Origin of the sequence: Duganella sp. Leaf61 (genome assembly GCF_001421905.1) — a bacterium.
GTDB lineage: Bacteria > Pseudomonadota > Gammaproteobacteria > Burkholderiales > Burkholderiaceae_D > Rugamonas > Rugamonas zoogloeoides.
Genome location: NZ_LMLM01000003.1, coordinates 35,291 through 58,050 on the forward strand (window position 1 = coordinate 35,291; position 22,760 = coordinate 58,050).

A 22,760-nucleotide genomic window follows, 5' to 3' on the forward strand; every position below is an offset into this window, starting at 1 on the left:
CGATGGCAAATTACCTGCGAACGCTGATCCAGGCCGCTGCCACCGCCAGTTCGCTGTCCGACCTGGCCCTCCATGCCGCCCACTATTCAGGCTATGTCCGCGAAGCCGCGGTGCGCCGCTGCGCCGAGCTGGGTGAGCCGGACTTGCTGCCCGTCGTCACCGAGCGCCTCAACGACTGGGTGCCCGAGGTACGCAATGCGGCGCGCCAGGCGCTGTCCACGTTGCTGCTGGCCGCCCCCAAGGCGCTGTTGCTGGCCAACCTGCCGGGCATGTTGCGGCTGCACGGCGGCACCGGACGCAGCGACAGTGCAGACTGGCTCCCCACTTTCGAGGTCAGGCTGATCGACGTTCTGGGGGACGACGTCATTGCCGATCAGGCGCGCCATGGCGATATCGTCACCGCGCGCGCCTGTATCGCACTGCTACAGCGCTACCGGCTACGGGACACCCACGCGCTGATCGAACTGATACTGGACCGTGGCGACGATATCGTGCTGTCTTTGGACGCAGTGCAACTGATTGCGCAATTGCCTCCTGGCCAGCGGCACGCTTGCCATGGGCTGGCACTGCGTTCTCACTTCGGCGCCGTGCGCACCCAGGCGTTGCGCGGTTTGCTGGCGCAGCAGGACGTGACAGCTGAAGCCAGGCAGTTAGCTGCGCTCGGGGCCCTTAACGATACGCAGTCATCGGCCAGGTACGTGGCGCGTGATTACCTGGTTGCACGTGGTGTCGATGTACGCGCTTACTACCGCGCGTTGCTCGGCGAGGTGATCCCCGCCAAAACCGCACAAATCTGCCTTGCCGAGCTGGGAGCGCTGCGCGACCCGCACGATACGGAACTGGTGCACTCGTTCGTTGCCGACGGTCGTGTCTTGCTGCGCCTGACTGCATTGTCGGCGTGGTTCAAGCTGGACCCAGCCGACAAGGACCACATCGCCCTGGTTGCGCTGGCCGACACTGCGCCCCGCGTGCGCAAATTTGCCGCCGAGCTGGTACGCCGGCATGGGGCCTATATTCCCTTCGAGGCGATCGCGCGCCAGCTCGACGCCGCAGGCGATCTGCGGCTGCTGTTGCGCATGGCGGAAAGTCAGCAGTGGCACTGGCTCGACTGGATCGCCCGGCTTGGTTTGCGTCTCGACCGTGAACAGGCGCTGGCGCTGGGACTCGACGTGTCGCTGCATAAGTGGCTGGGACAGACGCAGATCTGGTACGACAATCTCGACAGCGTGCTGGCGGCCCGGTTACGTTCCGAGCCGGTCCGCAGCAGCCTGCGCGCGTTGACAAGCTGGCCCAATGCCGCGCTGGTGGCGCTGGAACGGGAACTGGATGAACGGGGATAGCCGGCGAGAATAACAAGCGGGCGTAGTCGGCCAGTTTACTTTTACACCGCCCGCTTGTCGGCCGGCAGATTCGCCAGAAACTGGTGGATCTGCGACACCACCGCCGCACCTTCGCCCACGGCGGCGGCCACGCGCTTGGTGGACGCGGCGCGCACGTCGCCGATGGCGAAGACGCCCGGCACGCTGGTTTCCAGTGCCGCGCGGCTGGGCATGTCGCGCGGATAGACGCCGTTTTCGAAGTTGGCGCGGCACTGTGCCTTGGCGACGTCGAAACCGGTGCGGATGAAGCCGTGATTGTCCACGTCCACGCCGCAGTCGCTGAGCCACGCGGTATTGGGATCGGCGCCGATGAACAGGAACACGCGGCACACATCGTAGTCGGTTTCCTGTTCGGTTTTGGCATTGCGCACGCGGATCTGTTTCAGGCCGTCGTCGTTGCCTTCCAGCGCCACGATCTCGCTGTGCGTGTGCAGCTCGATATTGGGCGTGGCTTCGATGCGCTCGATCAGGTAGCTCGACATGGTGGCGGCCAGGCTGTCGCGGCGGATCAATATATGCACCTTGGACGCATGGCCCGACAGGAACACGGCGGCCTGGCCGGCCGAGTTGCCGCCGCCGACCAGCACGATTTCTTCCGAACGGCACAGCTTGGCCTCGATCGGCGACGCCCAGTAATAAACTCCCTTGCCCTCGAACTGCTTGAGGTTGGCCAGCGACGGCCGGCGGTAGCGCGCGCCGCATGACAGCACCACGGTGCGCGCCTTGAGCTTCTGGTAACTGCCGCACATTTCCACCTGCAGCGGCCAGGTGTCGCAGATCAGGCGGCCGGTGGGGGCCGGAATGGCGATCTCGACGCCGAACTTCTGCGCCTGCACGTACGCGCGGCCGGCCAGCGCGCCGCCCGAGATGCCGGTGGGGAAACCCAGGTAGTTTTCGATACGGGCGCTGGCGCCGGCCTGGCCGCCGTAGGCGCGCGTTTCCAGCGCCAGCACCGACAGCCCTTCGGAAGCGGCATACACAGCGGTGGCCAGGCCGGCCGGACCGGCGCCCACCACGATCACATCCCACACCTTGTCTTCGCTCAGTTCGGGCAGCATGCCCAGGCAGCGGCCCATGTCCACCGTGGTGGGGTTTTTCTTGATGGCGCCGTCGGGGCAGACCACCAGCGGCAGGTCGTCGCCGCTGGCCTGGTGCAGGGCGATCAGGTCGGCCGCGCGCGGATCTTCGGCCGGGTCGATCACGCTGTATGGGTGGCCGTTGGCCGACAGGAAGCTTTGCAGCGCGTGTACCCGGCCCTGGCTGCGCGCGCCGATGATGGTGGGGCCGCCCGAGTTCTGCTCGATCAGGCCCACCCGGCGCAGGATCAACGCCCGCACGATGCGCTCGCCCAGGTCGGCATGCGCGACCAGCAAGGCACGCAGCGATTCCGGCGGCACCACCAGCACCTCGGTGGTGCCGGCCGCGTAGCCGTTGGCCAGCGGCGAGCGGCCCGACAGTTGCGCCACCTCGCCGGCGAACTGGCCGACGGTGTGGGTGATGAACAGCAGCGGGTCGTCGAGGCCGTTGGTGCGGTACATGGCGATTGCGCCCTTGAGCACCAGCATCAGGCCGTAGCAGGTTTTGCCCGCTTCGATGACCGGTTCGCCGTCCTGGTACGTGCGCGCCTGGCCGAAGCGCAGCATGTGCTTGATTTCGCCGGGGCTTAGCGTAGGGAAGATCTGGTAGCCGCGCTTTTCCAGGTCGAGCGTGGGAGCGGACGCGGCAGCGGTGGCCGTGGAAGCCAGGGCGTCGTGCGTTTCTGCGGCGATGGGGTCGAGCGGGGAGATGGCCATGATGTGGAAAGAAGTGGGGGCGCCGGGGTGGCGATTGGATGGAAGTCTAGCGCAAGGCGTGGCGTGCGTGTGAAGAGTTGGCGCGCCTTAACCTTTCGGGAGGGGCCATCGTGGTGCTTGCAATACACGCAAGCCCAACTCGGATTAAAATGGCTGTTCTGACGCACTCACCGACAAAGAAAACGATGGCTTACAAGACTCTGGAAGATACGATCGGCAATACGCCGCTGGTGCAGCTGACCCGCCTGCCGGGCGCCGAGGCGGCGGCACGCAACAACATCATTTTGGGCAAGCTCGAAGGCAACAACCCCGCCGGTTCGGTCAAGGACCGCGCGGCCATGTCCATGCTCAAGCGCGCCGAGGAACGCGGCGACATCAAGCCCGGCGATACGCTGATCGAAGCGACCAGCGGCAACACCGGCATCGCGCTGGCCATGGCGGCTGCGCTGCGCGGCTACAAGATGCTGCTCTTGATGCCGGAAAACCTCAGCGTGGAACGACGCCAGAGCATGGCCGCCTACGGCGCCCAGATCATGCTCACGCCCAAGACCGGCGGCATGGAATACGCGCGCGACATGGCCGAACAATTGCAAAAAGACGGCAAGGGCATCATCCTCGACCAGTTCGGCAACCAGGACAATGCACGTGCCCATTACGACAGTACCGGCCCCGAAATCTGGCGCGACACCGGAGGCCGCGTCACGCATTTTGTGAGCGCCATGGGCACGACCGGCACCATCATGGGCGTGTCGCGCTACCTGAAAGAGCAAAACCCGGGCGTGCAGATCATCGGCGCCGAGCCGGAAGAAGGTTCGTCGATACCCGGCATCCGCAAATGGCCGGAAGCCTACCTGCCGAAGATCTACGACCGCACGCGGGTGGACAAGGTGGAATCGGTTTCGCAGGCGGCAGCCGAACGCATGGCGCGCCGGATGGCGGCGGAAGAGGGAATTTTCTGCGGGATTTCGGCAGCGGGCGCCTGCGAGATCGCCCTGCGCCTGTCGCAAACGGTGGAGAACGCGACGATCGTGTTCATCGTCTGCGACCGTGGTGACCGCTACCTGTCGACCGGTGTGTTCCCGGCCTGATATAGAACGTTGATGCAGAAGAACGTTGATGCAGAAACTTAAAGCAAACAATCCCGCGCCCCTGGATAAGGGGCCGGGATGATGTAACAACCGGGGTGAATTAACCCTGGCTGCCCGAACCGGAATCGACCGGATCTTTCGGTTTGAACTGTTTGTCGCTGATGCGGAACTTGTTGCGGCGATCGCCCATCAAGTAACGCAGGTCGCGAATGCTCAGATCGCTCACTTCGTGCATGCGAATCAGCAGCGAGGCGCCGACCGGCAGACGGTGGTGACGAATTTTCGAGATCACCGGCGGCGCAACTTCCAGCGCGCGCGACAATGCCGCATCGTTCTTCAGACGCAGGTTCTCGATCAGGGTATCGAGCAGGCGGTTGGGATTGTATTGCAGCAGATCATCGCCATCCGCATCGTTGTTCATATCTATGCCGACTTGGTTTGTCATGATTTCGTCTTTTCCTTCTGTAAAGTTGTCCTGCTAAGTACAACACTCGGAGCTCGCTTTGCTGCGTAATGTTCTTCCTTACTCAGGAAAATTCACACACGGACGGAATTCCGGGATAAAAAGTTTCATAATATATACACAATTATACAACATCGCGCCATATAATACTCAGCAGCAATTAAAAAAAGCTTTGCGTGTGTGATCTTGTTGTCAAGATGCAACATTGTGTGAGAATTATACACCGCTTCTTGTGCTAAGCTTCGGTGCACACATCATATTAGCAACTAAACTTAATTGTAAGGCAATTCTGTTGGTGTGCCGGATATTTTTTTGCCGTGCTAAGTTAGTTGTCGCACGGAAGATAATTTCTAATTAGTAATTAAGATAGTGCTCTCAAGAACTTGTCTCAAGAGCATTTACGCTTCCTTACATCCTTATAGACCAGCCGCTGCAGCGCCGTTATTGCCACGCGCATCCTTGATCGCCTGCCCCAGGTCCACCACCGACATCGCATAGAAGTAGCTGCGGTTGTATTGGGTGATGGCAAAGAAATTCGGGTTGGCGGCCCAGTATTCGGTCGCCTCGCCACCATTCTGCAAGTCCACCAGGCCATACAAATTCTGTTCCGGCAATGCTACTGTGGGGACGACACCCGCTGCTGACAAGTCCTGCGGCTTATATGTTGCCGTCAAGCCCTGTTGCAACAGCGGTTCCCAGGCGCGGTTCGGCGAGACCTTGACCGGGTAGGCGATCGGCCCCGTTACCTGGCGTTGCCAGCCATGAGCGGCCAGGAACGACGCCACGCTGCCGACCACGTCGGTGCTGGAACCGAGCAGGTCGATCTTGCCGCTGCCATCGAAATCGACCGCGTATTTCATCGCGCTGCTGGGCATGAACTGCGGCATGCCCATGGCGCCGGCAAACGAGCCGAGCATCGAGAGCGGTTCAAGGCCGTCGGCGCGCGCGAACAGCAGCGCCGCTTCCAGTTCGCCTTTGAAGTACGCCATGCGCGCCTCGCGCGTCGGGCTTTCGGGATAGGAAAACGCCAGCGTGGTCAGGGTGTCGAGCACGCGGAAGCGGCCGGTGATGCGGCCGTACACGGTTTCCACGCCGACGATGGCAACGATGATCTCGGCCGGCACGCCGTACAGCGATTCAGCGCGCGCGAGCGCTTCGGCGTTGTCGTTCCAGAAGCGCACGCCGGCGCTGGTACGCACCGGATCGACGTTCAGGGCGCGGTAGGCCTGCCAGTTTTTCGGCTTGCCCGGTGGCGCGGGTTTGACCAGTTGCACCACCGAGTCCAGGTAGCGCACCTGATTGATCAAGGTGTCGAGCTCCTTGCGGTCGAAGCCGTTGCGGATGGCGACGTCATCGAGGAACGTCCGTACTTCCTTCCACTCGCCGAAGTTGACGTATTCGCCGACGTAATCGGTGCCGGGCTTGGGCGCGGGCTTCGGTTCGGCCTTTTTCTTGGGCGCGGCTTTCTTTTGCTGCGACGGGGGCAGCTTGTAGCCGTAGCGGTCCACACCTTGCGCATGGACGCCAACGGCGCAGGTCAGCAGCAGGGAGGCCAGCAGGGGAGTAATCAGAGGTTTTATCGGCATAGGGGTAACAGTGTTTTAAGCGTCGCCAGCGACGCTGTACGTGATTCGGTATCGGGCGCGGCGTATTTGAGTGTCCCGTACAGTAACAAAAACCGGTCGGCGGCGGCGTGCTGTTCCGCACTTGCTGGCCGCGTGCGCAGGCGGGCGGCATACGCGGCCGGGCCTTCGTCCGGCTGGCGCGGGTCGCCATGGCGCGCTTGCCGCCGGCAAAAGGCATCGTACAGGACCTCGAGCGGATCGGCCGCGCGCCGCTGGCGCCGCCACTGCCACCAAGCCAGCAAACCGGCCACCAGCAGCGCTGCCAGCGCCGTGCGCCAGGTGAGCAACAACCCACCTAATTCCGCAAGGAAACTACGCTGCCTCTCGGGATTGTAATCGAGGACGTATTGATTCCAAGCATTATTGAGCGCCGCATAGCGGAATCTGAACGCTGCCAGCCACGAATCGGGATCGTTTTGCAGCGCAAACAGGGGATTGAAGCCCACCGGCGGTGGCAGTGCGCGTGCCAGGTTGCGGGCCACGCGCTCCGGCGCCACGGCGGCGGTAGGATCGACGCGCGACCAACCCCGGCCCGTCAGCCAGATTTCGGCCCAGGCATGGGCATCGGACTGGCGCACGGTCAGGTAGCCATCGACGGGATTGCGCTCGCCGCCCTGGTAGCCGGTAACCACGCGCGCCGGCACGCCCATGGCGCGCATCAGCACCACGTAGGCGCCGGCGTAGTGCTCGCAGAAACCGGCGCGGCTGGTAAACAGGAAGTCGTCCACCAGGTCGCGCCCGCCCAATGGCGGTTGCAGCGTGTAGCTGAAGGCTTCGCGGCGGAATTTGTCCAGTACCTGCCGCGATAATCCGGCGCCATCGTGTTGCGGTGAGTCTCGCCGCAGTTGCCGCGCCAGCGCCAGCGTGCGCGGGTTGAAGCCGGCCGGCAGTTCCAGCCAGCGCGCCAGGCTTGGCGGCTGCGCATTCGGCTGCAGCGCGTAGTCGGTGTACGACGTCACGCGGTAGCGTGCGCGGCGGTTCACCGGGGTGGTGGTGAAGTATTCAATCTCGTCCGAATCGCGCACGCCGTAGCCCGGCATCGCCACTTGCGGACCGCCCAGCTCCAGCACCGCCAGCCAGCGCTGGCCGCTTGGTTCCATGGTGATTTCCTGGCGCACCGGCGCGCCGCGCAAGGCGATGGCAATGTCCTGGCGCTGCGCGCCGCGCAGGCGCGGCACGCGGGTCCAGGTGCTGCCGTCGTAGGCGCCCAGTACGATGCTGCGCCAGTACAGTTGCTGTTGCGCTGGCTGCGAATCCGTGAAGCGCACGCGGAACGCCACCTCGTCGGACTGCGCCAGCGACGACAGGGTGCCGGGCGCCATGCTGTCGGACAGGCCGGTGCGTCCGGCGGCGTCGCCGGGCATGCCCCACAGCGGCCCCTGGATGCGCGGGAAGACGATGAAGATCAGCACCGCCAGCGGCGCGGCCAGCGCGAACAGCCGCATCGAGGTGCGCAGGCGCTGACCCAGCGCCGGCACCACGCCCGTGTACTGAAACGTTTGCAGCGCGGTGAGCAGCACGATCAGCGTGGCCACCATGAACAGCGCGGTGGGCATGCTTTGCGAGTAAAAGAAATTCGTCAGCAGCACGAACAGCGCCAGGAACACCACCACGAACAGGTCGCGCCGCGCGCGCATCTCCAGCAGTTTAAAGGACAGCAACAGCGCCAGCATGGCGACGCCGGGATCGCGTCCCACCACGGTGCCGTAGCTGGCGTACACGCCGGCCATGCTGGCGACCGACACCGGCAGCAGCACCCGGATCGACGGCATGCGCCTGCCGCTCCAGGTGAGCACCGTGCGCCACAGCAGGATCGCGCACACCGCCAGGCTGTTCCACAGCGGCAGGTGGCCGAAGTGGGGAACCAGCACCATCAGCGCGGCCACCAGCAACAGCAGGGTGTCCGATTTTTCGCGCGGCAGCTGTTGCAGGCGGTCGAACAGGGCCGCCTTCATGCGTGACCTTCGTAGAGCGCCAGCGCGCGCAGGCAGGCGGCCCGGTGGGCGTCGCCCAGCGCCGGGCCGTACGACGCGGCGCCCAGGCGCAGGCTGTAGGGCAGGGCGCGCAGCTCCGCTTGCAGCACCCATTGCGTCATGCGCGACAGGCGCAATTCGAGGCCGAGGTGGGCCGGCAGTTCGGCGAAATCGAGCGCCAGTTCGGCCACCGCGCCGCCGTCGAACTGCTTGGTCACCAGTTGGCCGCCCAGCGCCGGATCGTGGCGCGCGATCTGGCGCCAGGCCAGGTGCCGCATCGGGTCGCCCTGCTGGTAGGGGCGGATGCCGGCGAAGTTGTCGAGTCCCACGGCACCGTGGCCGTCCTCGCTGGCGGCACCGTGCGAGGGCAGCGGCGGCGCCGGCGTTTCGGGCGCCGGGTACACCAGTACCGCCAGCTCCAGCTTCTGCTGCGCCGGCTTCCAGTACGACCAGGCGCGAAACAGCCCGAGCGGAAAACTGGTGGCCAGGCGGATGCGCGGCGCGGCCAGCCAGCCCCGCACGGGCGCCGGCGCCGACAGCACGACAGCACTGGTGGCGCCGGCCGCCACATCGGTCGGGTGGGTGGCCGGCGGGGAAACCGCTGCGGACGCTGCGGACTTCCAGCTGGCGTCATCGTCAAAGCCGATAACGATTGCAAAGCGGTCGCGCCGGGTGGGATTGTGCAGCTGCACTTCGAACTGCGCCTGTTCTCCCGCAAACACCGGCGCGGCGCGACCTGCCGTCAGCTGCAGTGCCACCAGGTTGCGGGTGGTGAGGAACATGTCGGCCACCGCGCAAGCGCCGGTGAAAAAGGTCAGCGCAAAGCCCAGGCCCAGGTTGTAGTTGAGGGCGCCGATCAGCATCAACAGCAGCAGCACGGCAAACCCCAGGCCGGGGCGGGTGGGCAGGATGTAGACGCGGCGCGGGGTGAGGGTGATGCCGGCGGCGGCATCGCAGTCACGCCGGTCACGCCTGACCAGCCAGCGTTCGCGGCGGTGGCGGTACCAGGCCTGCAGTTGCGCCCGGGCTGCCATGGCTGCTACACCGGCACCGATTTTTGCCACTGCAGCACCAGGTCGCGGCTGGCCAGCGCCGCGCCGTGCGCGGCCTTGACGGGCCGCAGCCGGTGCGCGCACACGGGCGCCAGCACCGCCTGCACATCCTCGGGCAGCACGTGGTTGCGGCCTTCCAGCGCGGCCCAGGCGCGCGCCGCCTGCAACAGCGCAATCGCTGCGCGCGGGCTCAGGCCCTCGGCAAACATGCCGTTCTGGCGCGAGGCGGCGGCCAGGCGCTGCACGTAGTCGGCCAGCGTGGGCGCCACGTGCACGGCGCGCAGCGATTGCTGGGCTTCGGCCAGTTCGTTCGACGTCATCGCCGCCGGCAGGGTCTTGAGCAGTGCGCGGCGGTCTTCGCCGAGCAGCAGCGCGCGTTCGGCGGCGGCGTCCGGGTAGCCGAGCGAGAGGCACATCAAAAAGCGGTCGAGTTGCGACTCGGGCAGCGGGAAGGTGCCGATCTGGTGGGTGGGGTTTTGCGTGGCGATCACGAAGAACGGCGTGGGCAGTTCGCGCGTGACGCCGTCAGCGCTGACCTGGCGCTCTTCCATCGCTTCGAGCAGGCCGGACTGGGTTTTCGGGGTGGCGCGGTTGATTTCGTCGGCCAGCAACACTTGCGTGAAGATAGGACCGGGGTGGAACACGAAACCGTTCTGCTCGCGGTCGTAAATTGAAATGCCGTTCACATCGGCCGGCAGCAGGTCGCTGGTGAACTGGATGCGGTTGAAACGCAGCCCCAGCGAAATGGCCAGCGCGTGCGCCAGCGTGGTCTTGCCCACGCCCGGCACGTCTTCCACCAGCAGGTGGCCGCCAGCTAGCAGGCAGGCCAGCGCCTGGCGGATCTGCAAGTCCTTGCCGACGATGATGCTGGCCACCTGCCGTGCTGCTTCGTGCAATTTTGTGTACATGATATGTGGTAGATTAGCGCATAGAAAGCATGGAACAGCCGGGTACCTTGATACAGCTGATTCTATGCGAGAAACTGCGCCGGAGACACAAGAGAGTCATGACTACCGCCATTTACAGCCATCCAGACTGCCAGCGCCACGACATGGGCGACTGGCACCCCGAGTCGCCCGCGCGGCTGCAAGCGATTTCCGACCAGTTGATCGGCTCTCACATCAGCGACCTGCTCGATTACCGCGAGGCGCCGCTGGTCGCTGTCGCCGACCTCGAACGCAATCACACCCGCAATGCGATTGCCATCATCCGCGACAACGTGCCCGAACCGGGCGACACCTATCCGCTCGACGGCGACACCTCGCTCAATGCCTGGAGCTGGCTGGCGGCGCAGCGCGCGGCCGGCGCGGCGGTGGCGGCCACCGACGCCGTGATCGACGGCGAGATCGACAACGCCTTCTGCTCGGTGCGCCCGCCCGGCCACCACGCGCGCGCCATGGAGCCGATGGGCTTCTGCCTGTTCAACAACGTGGCGGTCGCCGCCAAGCACGCGCTCGACGCGCGCGGGCTGGCGCGGGTGGCGATCGTCGATTTCGACGTCCACCACGGCAACGGCACCGAAGAGGCGTTCCGCGACGAGCCGCGCGCGCTGATGGTGAGCTTCTTCCAGCACCCGTTCTACCCGTACAACGAGCCGCTGCCGATCACGCCCAACCGCGTCAACGTGCCGGTACCGCTGGCGTCGAAAGGCGACGACGTGCGCCGCATCGTCACCGAACAATGGCTGCCGGCGCTGCATGCTTTCAAACCCGAGATGATTTTTATTTCGGCCGGCTTCGACGCCCATCGCGAGGATGACCTCGGCGGCATGGGCCTGGTGGAAGCGGATTATGCGTGGATGACCGAACAGCTGATGGAAGTCGCCCGCCTGTATGCCAAAGGGCGCATCGTCAGCTGCCTCGAAGGTGGCTACAACCTCTCGGCGCTGGGCCGCAGCGTGGTAGCCCACCTGAAAGCCCTGGCCGAGATCTGACCTACTGTTTGAGGTTGGTGTCGAGGAAGGTTTCGACGCGCTTCCAGAACGCGAGCCGGGTTTCCTGCTTGCGCCAGCCGTGCTGCTCGTCGTCATAGGTGATCAGTTCCACCTTCGGGTTGTTCGACTTGACCGCGCGGTAGAACTTGGTGGCGTGTTCCAGTGGTACGCGCTTATCGTCCACGCCGTGCGCCAGCAACAATGGCTGCTTCAGTTGGCTCGCGCGCTGGAGCGGCGAATATTTGCGGAATAGTTCGGCGTCGGTATCAGGATCGCCGATGGTGGTGCGCATGCTGTAGTCGAGGTTTTCCCTGGTGGCGTCCGACATGGACGACGTAAACATCAGTCCCAGGTCGGTCACGCCGGCCCAAGCCACACCCACGCGGAACAGTTGCGGTTCCTTGATCAAACCCATCAGCGTGGCATAGCCGCCATAGCTCGCGCCCATGATGCCGATACGCCCGGGGTCCACCCAGCCTTGTTTGGCGGCCCACTGCGCCGCATCGGCCAGGTCGTCCTGCATGGCGGCGCCCCATTGCCGGAAGCCGGCCTTCAGGTGGGCGCTGCCAAAGCCGTCGCCGCCACGGAACTCGGGCTGGATCACCACGTAGCCGCGCGAGGCGAGGAAGGCCGCCTCGTCGTCCCATTCCCATGAACTGCCGCGTGCCATGGGGCCGCCGTGCACCAGTACCACGGCCGGCCGCGGTGCGTCCGCTTTGCCGGGCGGCAGCGTGACATAGACCGGTATCTCGCGGCCGTCGCGGGCCTTGTAGCGATGAAAACTGCGCTCGCCCATCTGCCCCGCCTTGATCTCGGGGTGAATGCTGCCCAGGCCGATCATCTTGCCGGTGGCGCGCGTGTACAACACGTATTCGGACGGCAGGCGGTCGGTTTCCCGGCGCACCAGCAGGATCGGCGAGGCCAGGCAGTGCGCCGCGCAACTGATGCGATTGATGCCGGGCAGGGCGGCATCGATTTTGGCCTGATCCGCCTTGAGCGCAGCGTTGAACCAGACGGTGGTGTTGGCGTCGGTGGTCAGGTACAGGCCCAGCATGCGTTTGCTGTCGAAATCGATGACCGGTTCGCCGCTGAAGTCGAATCCTGGGGTGCTGACCACCGGTTCCGGATCCAGTTTCATGGCTGCGAGATTGTAGCGGTACAGCGCTCCGTAACCTGCGTGCGCCGCTTCCACATACACGCTGTCGCTGCCGTCGAAGAACAGCGGGGTGAAACGCTTGCCGTCTCCCAGGCACTCGCCGCTGTCGATGTCGGTCCAGGTCGTGTCGTTGGGCTTGCGGTAAAAGCTGGTGCAACGCCCCCCAACCCGCGACGTGACGATGCGCGGCACCCCGTCGTTGTCGGTCATCCAGCGCTTGATGGCCGGTGGTTGAGAGCCCTCGAAGGCTGAAGTGAGACGCTGGGTACGGGTGTTGAGCCGGTAAAGGCGCGACGATTCGGACATGATCTCGGTGTTGTTCCAGATGAACTTGACGATCAGGATATCGTCCGAACCGTCATGCACGGGCTCCATATACATATGCCCGGCAGGCAGCGTGCGGCTGGTGATGAAGCTGCCGATGGGCGCTTCCTGCTGGTGGTACCAGCTGCCGCTGATCAGGTGGCGCCGCTCGTTGCCATCGACATCGATCGCAAATTCGTCAAGCAGCGTGGTGCTGTTATTGCCCAGGTTCTTGAGCGTGTAGCCGAGGCGCTTTTCATTGATCCAATGGATATCCGAAATCCCGACATTGACGTTGTCCACCAGCGCCAACCGGGTGCCCTTGCCGGGGTTGGCCGCCTCGCGTACCTCGATGGCCAGCATGCCGTCGTCCTGCCTGACTGCCATCGCCACCATGCTGCCCTTCGGTGACATCTTTACATGGCTCAGGTGTGGTGTTTCAAAAAAAGCCGATACCGGCGGCAGTGACGGTGCTGCAAGCGCTGGCGCGCCACCAGTGAAGGCGAAAGCCAGCGCGAAGAAGAGGGAAAGACGGCGCATCTGCAATCAGTCGGAAAATAAGGAATGGATAATTATAAACTTGGCAATACCCAGTGTCTATCCCTGATGCAACATTTGTTTTAAAAAAAAGCCGCCCAGCGCGAGGCGGGGCGGCATTGTACGGGAGCAGAAATGGTTACGCGGCCACTTCCTTGCCGCGCTTGCCTGCCCAGCGGTACAGGCCCGTGACCACGAACACGGCCACCACCAGCGAGATCAGCATGGTGTGCGCCTCGGTCAGCGACGTGGCGATCGCCAGCGGTTCGCCTTCGCCCGAGACCACGATCAGGCCGGCCAGCGCGACGTTGAACAGGCTCTCGCCCACGATGAAGCCCGACATGATCAGCACGGCCAGGCGCTTGGCGGTTTCACCGGCCGGCGAATTGCCGACCGATTTCTCGAAGTAGTAGCCCAGTACCGCACCGAGCACCACCGGCGTGATCACGGCGCTGGGCAGGTAGATCGCCAGGCCCACGCCCAGCGGCGGCAGGCTGTACTTGTCGTTCGACGACTTCTTCAGGAGGAAGTTGATCAAGACCAGGCCCAGGCCGATCAGCGCGCCATAGCCCAGCAGGTCCCATTCCAGCTTGCCGCCGATGACGCCCTTGGCCAGCGTGGAAATCAGTTGCGCCTGCGGCGCGGCCAGCGGCTGGTCGGAGATCGAATCGAGATTCGGTGCGCCGACGAAACCGTTGGCGTGGTTGAGCAGTTCCAGCACCGGCGGCACCACGCACGAACCGGCAAACACACCGATCAGCAGCGCTACCTGCTGCTTCCACGGCGTGGCGTTGACCAGCTGGCCGGTCTTCAGATCCTGCAGGTTGTCGTTGCCGATCACGGCCACCGCCAGCACCACGGTGGTGACGAACAGCGCGTAGGCGATCAGCGCGTGCGCCACTTCCGGCCCCATCACGCTGCGGCCGACCATGCCCACCGTCAGTGCGGCGCCGAGGATGGTCAGAATCGCGATGCCGGACACCGGCGAGTTGGACGAGCCGATCAGGCCCGCCATGTAGCCGCACACGGCGGCGGCAAAGATACCGGCGACCAGGATGTAACCGACGCCTACGGCCACCAGCGGCAACGCCAGTTCGGCCAGCGGACCGCCTTGCAGGAAGCTGGCCAGCAGCCAGCCGGCCGGCACCATCGCCAGCAGGGTCACCAGGCCGACCATGAAGATCGGGATGTCCTGCTCGGTGCGGTCGATGACGGCGCCATCGAGCTTGGCGCGGCGCGCGGTGTCCATCGCGGACTTGAGGCCGCCGATGATGGGCTTGGCCAGGCCGGCCAGGGTGATGATGGCGGCGACGCCGATCACGCCGGCGCCGATCATGCGCACCTCCTTGCTCCAGATCGCCAGCGCGTGGGCCTCGGCGCCCACGCCGGCAGCGGCTGGCGCCAGCGACGTGAGCAACGGCACCAGCATACCCCAGGCGATCACAAGGCCGACCAGCATGGCGATGCCGACCGTGATGCCCATCAGGTGGCCGGCGCCGATCAGCGCCAGCGAACCGGCCGCACCGATGCCGGTGGCGCCGGCAGCGCCGGTGCGGAAATAAAAGGTCAGTTCGGCGGCCATCACCTTGGCGGCCGCGCCCAGGGCCATGACAGCCGAGGCGATTGCACCCAGCAGCACTGCCTGCAGGCCCGCCTTGCCCTCCTTGGCGCCCTCGCGGGTGGCGGTGCCGACTTTCAGTACTTCGGCGGCAGCCACGCCTTCCGGGTAGGGCAGCGTCGATTGCGACACCAGCGCGCGGCGCAGCGGCACCGTGTACATCACGCCCAGCACGCCGCCGATGGCGCAGGCGCCAAACGTGGGCCAGAACGGCACGTGCGCCCACCAGCCGACCATCAACAGGCCGGGCAGCACGAAGATCACCGAGGCCAGCGTGCCGGCAGCCGAGGCGATGGTCTGGACGATGTTGTTTTCCTGGATGGTGGCGTTCTTGAATGCCGACAGCAGCGCCATCGAGATCACCGCCGCCGGAATCGACGTGGCGAATGTGAGGCCCACCTTCAGGCCGAGGTACACCTGGGCGGCGGTAAACACCAGCGTGATGAGAATGCCGAGGAAAATCCCGCGGATGGTGATTTCCCGCGGATTGGACAGTGCCGCACTATTCATCGTTAAAAACTCCGGATGACAATATTGTTTATATGATTAGGGAAAAGCAAGACGGACCATGATATCCGAATCCCGCACCGGCCAGCAGGTAAAATAGCGGATTGTCAGAACGATTTTGAAGGTCAGAGCATGTCGATACAATGGTACCCGGGGCATATGAACGCCGCCAAGAAGAAGGCGGCGGAGCAAATGGAAAACATCGATCTGGTGATCGAGGTGGTCGATGCGCGCCTGCCCGAGGCCAGCACCAACCCCATGGTGGAGGAGCTGCGCAAGTTCCGCCAGCGGCCGTGCCTGAAAATCCTCAACAAGATCGACCTGGCCGACCCGGACGCCACGTCGCGCTGGGCCGATTTCTACAACGCCCAGGACGGCGTGACCGCGTACCCGATGACCACCAAGAAGCCGGCCGACGTGGCGCGCGTGCTCGACCTGGCGCGCAAGCTGGCGCCGCACCGCAGCGTGCCCACCAAGCCGCTGCGCATCATGATCATGGGGATCCCCAACGTCGGCAAGTCGACGCTGATGAACGCGCTGCTGAAAAAGCGCGTGGCCAAGGTGGGCGACGAGCCGGCCGTGACCAAGCAGCAGCAAAAGCTCTACCTCGACAAGAACACCATCCTGGTCGATACCCCCGGCATGTTGTGGCCCAAGATCGCGCTGCCCACCGACGGCCTGATGCTGGCCGCCAGCCACGCGATCGGCTCCAACGCGCTGATCGAGGAAGAAGTGGCCGTGTACCTGGCCGACGAAATGCTGCGTTACTACCCTGATTTGCTGGTGGCGCGTTACGGCTTCAAGGAGATCGAGAGTTTTGATGGCATCGCCGTGGTGGAAGGCATTGCGGCCAAGCGCGGCTTCCGCCAGAAGGGTGGCGACTACGATTTCGAAAAGGCGTCGCACACTTTCCTGGGCGACTACCGCAGCGGCGTGCTCGGCCGCATTTCGCTGGAAACCCCCGCTTCGCGCGCGGAGCGACTGGCGGCGCACGAGGCGGAGATGGCGATCAAGAATGCGGAGAAGGCGGCGGCTGCGGCCGAAAAGGCGCGCAACGCCGCCAATGGCAAGCGCGGGACGTAACCGTCTGCCTGCACCGTCCATACCGTCGTCCCGGCGCAGGGATGACGGTTCTGCGGTCGGCTACCCGAATCTGAAACTGCTTACCGCCAGCGCGCCCATGAACGCATCTTCGTGATATGGCACCGTGGCCGTATCGTCTTCGGCCGCACCCAGCACCACCATCAGCGGCAGTAAATGCTCCTCCCTCGGATGCGCCATGCGCGCACCGGGTGCCTTGTCCCATTCCAGTAACGCCGCCGTTCGTTCGGCAGCGGGCAGCGCCATCGCTGCGCGCAACCAGTCGTCGAATGCATGCGACGCTGCCGCGCCCTGGGCGTTGAACGCGCGCAGGTCGTGGTAACTGAGGCCGCTGCCGACGATCAGCACGCCTTCATCGCGCAACGGCGCCAGCAAACGGCCCGCCTCGACATGGGTGCGCGCATCGAGTCCGTGCTTGAGCGAGAGCTGCACGATCGGCACGTCCGCGTCCGGAAACACCGGTACCATGGCGGAAAACGTGCCGTGGTCGAAGCCGCGCCCGTCGTCGAGCGATGCGGGATCGCCGCCGGCCTGCTCCAGAATCTGGATCGCGGCAGAAGTAAAAATATCACGCGTATAATATGCGCCTTCCCGTTTCACTGGTCATTCATCCCATGTCTATCTCCCTCCGTCCGCGCCTGCTGGCAGCCGCCATTTCCCTCTGCTTCACCGCGCCTGCCGCCCTGGCGCAAGTTGCACAGGAATTGAATCCCGTGACCATCACCGGCGCCCGTTTCGATGCCGATCCGTCGCTCGCGCCCATCGGCGCCACCGTGATCACGGTCGACGAGATCCGCCGCGCCGGCGCCGGCGACGTCAATGCCGCGATCCGCAAGATCGGTGGCGTGTACGGCCGCCAGAGCCTGACCGGCAGCCCCGACTTCGGCCTCGACCTGCGCGGCTTCGGCGCCAACAGCGCCCAGAACATGGTGATCGTGGTCGATGGCGTGCGCCTGTCGGAGAACGAGCAAGCCAATGCCATCCTGTCCACGATCCCGATCGACAGCGTCGAGCGCATCGAGATCACGCGCGGCGGCGCCAGCGTGTTGTACGGCGACGGCGCCACCGGCGGCGTGATCAACATCGTCACCAAGCGCCCGAACCAGCGCGCCGGCAGCGGCAGCGTGTTCGTCGAAGGCGGCAGCTTCAACGCCGGCGAAGCGCGCGCCACCATGGCGCAGTCGTGGGCCGACTTTTCGGCCGATGTCAGCGCCGGCCACCAGCGCACCGACAACTACCGCGACAACAACGACTTCAAGCAAACCCAGCTGAGCGGCGGCCTGCAATGGCACAATGATGCCGGCCGCGTGGGCGTGCGCTACGAAGGCGCGCGCCAGGACTCGCGTCTGCCCGGTGCGCTGACCGAAGCGCAGTTCAACGCCAATCCGCGCCAGACCTTCTCGCCCAACGATTACGGCTCGCTCGACAGCGACCGCCTGACTGCCTTTGGCGAATATCGCGTGTATGGCCACGACGTGGCGGCCGAGCTGTCGTACCGCAAGAAAACCGTCGACGCGCTGTACAACTACGCGTTTGGCCCGTCGGTCAGCAGCTACGAAACCAAACAGTGGCAGTTCTCGCCGCGCGTGCGCAAGCTGGGCGCGGTGGGCGGCATGGTCAATGAACTGGTGTTCGGCGCCGACTTCACCAAGTGGGAGCGCGCCACCACCGCCGATTTTTCCGCCGCCGACGCCGAGCAGAAATCGAAAGCCATCTACCTTCGCGACGAACTGCGTTTCGATCCGGTGCACGAAGGACGCATCTCTGCTGGCGTGCGCCGCGAGCTGTTCGACAAAAAATTCCGCGATCCGCTGGGCTTTGCCACCACCGGCTACGACACCACCCAGGGCGTGAACGCCTGGGAGGTCCAGCTGAGCTACATGCCGGTCAGCGGGCTGACCGTGTTCGGCAAGGCAGGCCAGAGCTATCGCCTGGCCAACGCGGACGACAACGCCGGCACGCCGGTGGTCAACCAGGTGCTGCGTCCGCAGAAATCGAAGGACCTGGAACTGGGCGCCACCTACGTCATGGGTGCCGGCAGCAAGACTACCGCGCGTATCTTCCGCAGCAACCTGACGGACGAGATCTTCTACGATCCGACCGTGCCGCCGTTCGGCGCCAACGCCAACCTCGACCCGACCAGGCGCCAGGGCTTCGAACTCGATGCCGAGCAGCGCATTGCCGCCGACTGGAGCGTGAGCGCGCATTACCAGTACGTGGACGCCAAGTTCCGCGCGGGCGTCAACCACGGCAAGCAGATTGCACTGGTGCCTGAAAATACCGTGACCGCGCGCCTGAGCTGGATGCCGGCCAACGGCCAGAGCGCCGACATCGGCGTGCAGTGGGTCGATGACCAGCGCTATGGCGACGATTACGCCAACAGCTGCTCGAGCAAGATCCCGTCATACACCACGCTCGATGCCCGCTACGCGCGCAAGTTCGGCCAGTGGGAGCTGGCGCTGTCGGGCCAGAACCTGACGGACAGGCGTTACTATTCGCAGGCATTCAATTGCGTGTTCGGCAACGGCGGCATTTACACCGCCGACGGCCGCCAGCTGAAACTCTCGGCGCGCTACGACTTTTAAACGAAACAGTGGTAACCTCGCGTCGTGGCACGTCTGCGACGCGGGCGCGGTTTTATTCGATGGGATGAGCGATGAAAGAAATCAGCAAGGAACGCAAGGATGCCGAAGGCAAGGTGATGCATATCTACAAGGAATCAGCACCGGCCATCGAGAACCTGTACGAGTTTTCCTATATCAACCATATCGCCTGGACCACGGCCGTGGTGCTGCTGGGGCTCGTGATATGGCTGTCGGCAGCGCTGGTCAATGCCGAGAATCAGCGCAATGCGTTGATGACCAGGCAGTGCCAGGATAAAGTGTTCCCCACCGAGGTGGACAAGAAGTGCCTGCGCATGGTCGATTCGCGCGAGCACTGGTGGCAGCACCTGCACTATGCCCTTACGCATACCTCTCCGGACGTGTAATCACAGTCAGCCACAGCCCGCGTCAGCGGGCTTTTTTTACGCCTGGCGGTGGATCACCACCGTGCAGGTGGTGCCGGCCACCAGTGTCACGTCTTTGGGCTGCTGGTCGATGTGGATGCGCACCGGCACCCGCTGCGCCAGCCGCACCCAGCTGAATGTGGGGTTGACGTCGGCCAGCAGTTCGCGGCCCAGGTTGGCGTCGCGGTCGGTAATGCCGCGCGCGATGCTTTCGATGTGGCCGTGCAGGGCGATGTCGCCGCTCATCAGGCGCATCTCGACCTTGTCGTTGAGTTTGAGCAGCGGCAGCTTGGTCTCTTCAAAATATCCCACCACGTAGAACGAGGCGCTGTCGATCACGGCCAGCTTGGACGCGCCCACGGCGGCAAAGTCGCCCGCGTGCACATTGAGGTTGGTGACATAGCCGGTAACCGGCGCGCGCACGGTGGTGCGCTCGACGTTGAGCGCAGCCATGTCGCGCGCTGCCAGCGCCGCCTGGTACTGGGCCGATGCCGTGCCTACCGCAAATTCGGCGGTCTCGCGGTTTTCGGCCGAGATGATCGAGGCGTCGAGCGCAGCGCGGCGGTTGGCCTCCTTGGTGCGGCGGCCTTTTTCCACCTGCTGCGCGCGCAGCGCGGCGTTGGCCTGCGCCAGCGTATTCTCGTAGCGCGCCTTGTCCACCACGAACAGCACGTCGCCCTTGTGGACAAACTGGTTATCGCGCACCAGCACCTCGGTGACGGTGCCCGCCACGTCGGCGCTGATGGTGACCACGTCGGCCTTGACGCGGCCGTCGCGGGTCCAGGCGGAATCCATGTAGCGGTCCCAGGCCATGCGGCCCAGGAACAGGGCGGCGCCCAGTAACAGTATGGTCAGGAAGAAGCGGAAGATTTTGGATGCGCTCACGGTTGATCTCGCAAAAGTTATTGATACAGGGTGATCAGCAGGGCGCTGAAGATGCAGACGAACAGGCACACGCGCACCAGCGCCGGATGCCAGCTGTGGCGGTACACGCCCACGCGGGTAAGCACGCTGTCGAGCGCCACTTGCAGCACCAGCGTCAGCAAAAACAGCGGCAGCACGCCGGGCAGCAGCACGCCGAAAAAGTTGATATCACGCGGCATGGCGGGGTTCTCCTGTTGAAATCTGGTCCAGCAAGGACGTGTAAATGGAATGCAGGTCGGCCAGCGCGGTATTGAGTGCAGGCAGGCGGTCGTTGGCGGCCTCGGGGAGCACGGCGCGGATGGCCGATCCCGCTTGCAGGATCACTTCCAGCGCCAGCTGGCCCTGGGCGCGCTGCGGCGTTTGCAGGTAGTCGGCCACGCGCGCCACCACCTGCTGCAGGCTGTGGCGCACCGGGCCCGCTTGCGAGGCCGCGATCAGCTGGCGCAGTTCGATCACGGCGTGGCCCAGTTCCAGCAGGGTCAAACCCTGGCGCACCACGGCGCGGGCCGCATCGTTGGGGGCAGGGCCCGAGGCGGCGTTGAGTTGACTGAGCAGGTCGCGCACGCGGTTGTCGAAGCGGCGTTTCAGGCGTCCCAGCTTGGCCGTGCAGGCACTGCGCGCTTCTCTCCACAGGGCGGCGGCCACGTGGTCGCGCTGGCCCATCGTATGCTCGGGCAGCACCACCGCGAACATCACGTACGCCACCACCACGCCCATGATCAGCGACAGTTCACTCGACAGGAACGATTCGACGTCGTAGTGCATCTGGTTGGTGGGCACCAGCAGCGTGGCCGGGAACAGGCCCAGGCCGATGCCGATGCCGGCCCATTTCTGGATGGTGGTGATGTAGGCGCCCAGCGCGAAGATGGGCAGGGTGGCCAGCACCATCGGCGCGAAATCGTCGGCCCGCGCCACCAGCCAGAACTCGGTGACAAAGCACAGCGGCACGGCGATCAGGAAGCCGATCAGCACCTGGTGCACCATGGCGGTGGGGCGTGGCGACGACGACGCCAGCGCGCAGAAAATCGTCGCCATCAGGATCACGTTGCCCATGCCGGGCCAGGCCAGCCAGTACCAGGCGCCGGCGGCGACGAGCAGTGTGGCACCGGCGCGGAAGCTCGAGGCCAGCACGATGGCCGGCGGCGTGCGCGGCGTGTAGCTGACCGGATCGTTCACTTGCTGGCGCTTGTCTTCGGCCAGGCCGTGGTACAGCGCGGCGAATTCGCCGAGGTCGCGCGCGAAGCGTTGCAGCAGTTCCACCGCCGTGTCGAAGTCGATCCGCTGCGGGCGTTCCAGTGGACCCGCCTGGGCATGGGCGGCGGCGATGTCGGCGGCCAGCCCGGTGCGCATTTGCGCCATGCGCGCGGCCGTCAAATCGTCCTTGAGCGCTGCCGCCATGCTGGCGTGGATCGGTTCGACCAGCGCCAGGACCGGCACTGCGTTGTTGGCGCGCAGGCGGTGGATCAGCCGGTGCAGCGTATAAAAGGTGGTGAGCACGTCCATGAAGGCGGCGTTGAATGCATGCAGCTGGCGTGTGTGCGTGCTGGCATGGCCGGCCTCGAAATAGGCGGCGGCGCGGCCCGATTCCAGCGCGGCGATATCGGCGGCGAATTTGAGGTGGTTGATTTCGGTCTCGGCCGGCGACAGGCGGTGCTCCAGCACCTTCTGGCAAAAGCCGATAAAGCTCGTGTAGCGCGCCTGCACGGTGCGCATCACCGTCTGCGAATGACGGCGCGGGAAGATCACGTCGTGCACCACGGTGGCGACGATGATGCCCAGACCTACCTCGGTCAGGCGGGTGACGGCCAGCGTGAACACGTGGGCCGGGTTGTCGATGGCGGGCACGGCGATCATGCAGGCGGTGTAGCCGGCCAGCACAAAGCTGTACGAGCGCTGGTTGCGGTGCATGGCGGCGCCGCCCGTGCACAGCGCAATCCACAGCGCCACGCCGCTAAACAGCAGCACCGGCGACTGCGGGAACAGCGCCACCAGGATCACTGAAGCGGTACAGCCGACCAGGGTGCCGAGCAAGCGGTTAAAGGCTTTTTCCAGCACCATGCCACTGCTGGGCAGGGCCAGGATGATGGTGGTGGCCAGGGCGGTGAAGGGGGAGTCGAGTTCGAGGCGGAACGCCAGCCACAGCGCGGTAAACGCGGCCAGCATGGCCTTGGCAACGTACATCAGGCGCGGACCTTCGACGCCGTACCAGGCCGCCGTTTCGCTGGCGACCCAGTGAAACGCTCCGCGCGCCGCGTTCTGGTGTTTATCAGGGGTGGCGGCGCGGGGAGCGGTCATGTTTGC

Annotated in this window: 17 protein-coding genes and 1 pseudogene; 6 read left to right on the plus strand and 12 right to left on the minus strand. The window is 64.8% G+C overall.

The annotated features are described in order from the left end of the window. Positions 1–2 precede the first annotated feature (2 nt). Complete coding sequence (locus ASF04_RS05755; protein WP_056138962.1) at positions 3–1,340, plus strand: hypothetical protein; 1,338 nt, start codon at positions 3–5, stop codon at positions 1,338–1,340. 41 nt (positions 1,341–1,381) lie between these two features. Here the strand turns inward: ASF04_RS05755 and ASF04_RS05760 are convergent, their stop codons facing one another. Beyond that, positions 1,382–3,172, minus strand: a complete 1,791-nt coding sequence (locus ASF04_RS05760; protein WP_056138964.1) for a cyclic nucleotide-binding domain-containing thioredoxin-disulfide reductase — start codon at positions 3,170–3,172, stop codon at positions 1,382–1,384. Positions 3,173–3,357: 185 nt separating this feature from the next. Here ASF04_RS05760 and cysM point away from each other — a divergent pair, with 185 nt between their 5' ends. Continuing rightward, a complete protein-coding gene (gene cysM, locus ASF04_RS05765; protein ID WP_056138966.1) occupies positions 3,358–4,260 on the plus strand; it encodes a cysteine synthase CysM in 903 nt (300 codons plus the stop codon). Between the two features lie 100 nt (positions 4,261–4,360). Here the strand turns inward: cysM and ASF04_RS05770 are convergent, their stop codons facing one another. The 5 genes from ASF04_RS05770 to ASF04_RS05790 form a co-directional block, all read right to left on the minus strand. Continuing rightward, entirely contained in the window at positions 4,361–4,705 is a 345-nt protein-coding gene (locus tag ASF04_RS05770; protein ID WP_026637273.1) for a hypothetical protein, read from the minus strand. A 434-nt stretch (positions 4,706–5,139) separates the two neighbouring features. Further along, positions 5,140–6,309, minus strand: coding sequence for a lytic murein transglycosylase B (gene mltB / locus ASF04_RS05775; protein WP_056138969.1), 1,170 nt, complete (start codon positions 6,307–6,309; stop codon positions 5,140–5,142). Beyond that, positions 6,300–8,303, minus strand: a complete 2,004-nt coding sequence (locus ASF04_RS05780; protein ID WP_056138971.1) for a DUF3488 and transglutaminase-like domain-containing protein — start codon at positions 8,301–8,303, stop codon at positions 6,300–6,302. Before ASF04_RS05780 ends, mltB begins: the two co-directional genes overlap by 10 nt. Beyond that, positions 8,300–9,355 carry a DUF58 domain-containing protein gene (locus ASF04_RS05785; protein ID WP_056138972.1) on the minus strand — a complete coding sequence of 352 codons (1,056 nt, stop codon included), beginning with the start codon at positions 9,353–9,355 and terminating at the stop codon, positions 8,300–8,302. The genes ASF04_RS05780 and ASF04_RS05785 overlap by 4 nt, the downstream gene beginning before the upstream one ends. Positions 9,356–9,360: 5 nt before the next feature. Beyond that, on the minus strand, positions 9,361–10,281 hold the full coding sequence (locus ASF04_RS05790; RefSeq protein ID WP_056138974.1) for a MoxR family ATPase: 921 nt from the start codon (positions 10,279–10,281) through the stop codon (positions 9,361–9,363). 98 nt (positions 10,282–10,379) lie between these two features. Between ASF04_RS05790 and ASF04_RS05795 the strand changes: the two genes are divergently transcribed. After that, the gene (locus ASF04_RS05795; protein WP_056138976.1) at positions 10,380–11,306 is read left to right on the plus strand and encodes a histone deacetylase family protein; all 927 of its coding nucleotides are present in this window, start codon (positions 10,380–10,382) and stop codon (positions 11,304–11,306) included. A 1-nt stretch (position 11,307) separates the two neighbouring features. Here the strand turns inward: ASF04_RS05795 and ASF04_RS05800 are convergent, their stop codons facing one another. Both ASF04_RS05800 and ASF04_RS05805 read right to left on the minus strand, forming a co-directional pair. Further along, positions 11,308–13,161, minus strand: a complete 1,854-nt coding sequence (locus ASF04_RS05800) for a S9 family peptidase (protein ID WP_229204934.1) — start codon at positions 13,159–13,161, stop codon at positions 11,308–11,310. Between the two features lie 280 nt (positions 13,162–13,441). Next, a complete protein-coding gene (locus tag ASF04_RS05805; RefSeq protein ID WP_056138978.1) occupies positions 13,442–15,430 on the minus strand; it encodes an OPT family oligopeptide transporter in 1,989 nt (662 codons plus the stop codon). 156 nt (positions 15,431–15,586) lie between these two features. Here ASF04_RS05805 and ylqF point away from each other — a divergent pair, with 156 nt between their 5' ends. Beyond that, entirely contained in the window at positions 15,587–16,510 is a 924-nt protein-coding gene (gene ylqF, locus ASF04_RS05810) for a ribosome biogenesis GTPase YlqF (protein ID WP_056138980.1), read from the plus strand. Positions 16,511–16,570: 60 nt separating this feature from the next. Here ylqF and ASF04_RS05815 read toward each other — a convergent pair. Continuing rightward, positions 16,571–17,074: pseudogene (locus ASF04_RS05815) on the minus strand (class III extradiol ring-cleavage dioxygenase); the annotation flags it as partial. A gap of 68 nt (positions 17,075–17,142) precedes the next feature. Here ASF04_RS05815 and ASF04_RS05820 point away from each other — a divergent pair. Together ASF04_RS05820 and ASF04_RS05825 are read left to right on the plus strand one after the other, a co-directional pair. After that, complete coding sequence (locus ASF04_RS05820) at positions 17,143–19,113, plus strand: TonB-dependent receptor (protein WP_229204935.1); 1,971 nt, start codon at positions 17,143–17,145, stop codon at positions 19,111–19,113. A gap of 71 nt (positions 19,114–19,184) precedes the next feature. After that, complete coding sequence (locus ASF04_RS05825) at positions 19,185–19,517, plus strand: hypothetical protein (protein WP_056138984.1); 333 nt, start codon at positions 19,185–19,187, stop codon at positions 19,515–19,517. A 36-nt stretch (positions 19,518–19,553) separates the two neighbouring features. Here ASF04_RS05825 and ASF04_RS05830 read toward each other — a convergent pair whose 3' ends face one another. From ASF04_RS05830 to ASF04_RS05840, 3 genes are read right to left on the minus strand one after another with little or no spacing between them, the layout of a single operon-like run. Then, entirely contained in the window at positions 19,554–20,420 is an 867-nt protein-coding gene (locus ASF04_RS05830; RefSeq protein WP_056138986.1) for an efflux RND transporter periplasmic adaptor subunit, read from the minus strand. Between the two features lie 17 nt (positions 20,421–20,437). Further along, on the minus strand, positions 20,438–20,638 hold the full coding sequence (locus ASF04_RS05835) for a DUF1656 domain-containing protein (protein WP_019921803.1): 201 nt from the start codon (positions 20,636–20,638) through the stop codon (positions 20,438–20,440). Beyond that, positions 20,628–22,754 (minus strand): FUSC family protein, encoded by a 2,127-nt coding sequence (locus ASF04_RS05840; RefSeq protein WP_056138987.1) that lies wholly within the window; start codon positions 22,752–22,754, stop codon positions 20,628–20,630. The genes ASF04_RS05835 and ASF04_RS05840 overlap by 11 nt, the downstream gene beginning before the upstream one ends. Positions 22,755–22,760: the final 6 nt, after the last annotated feature.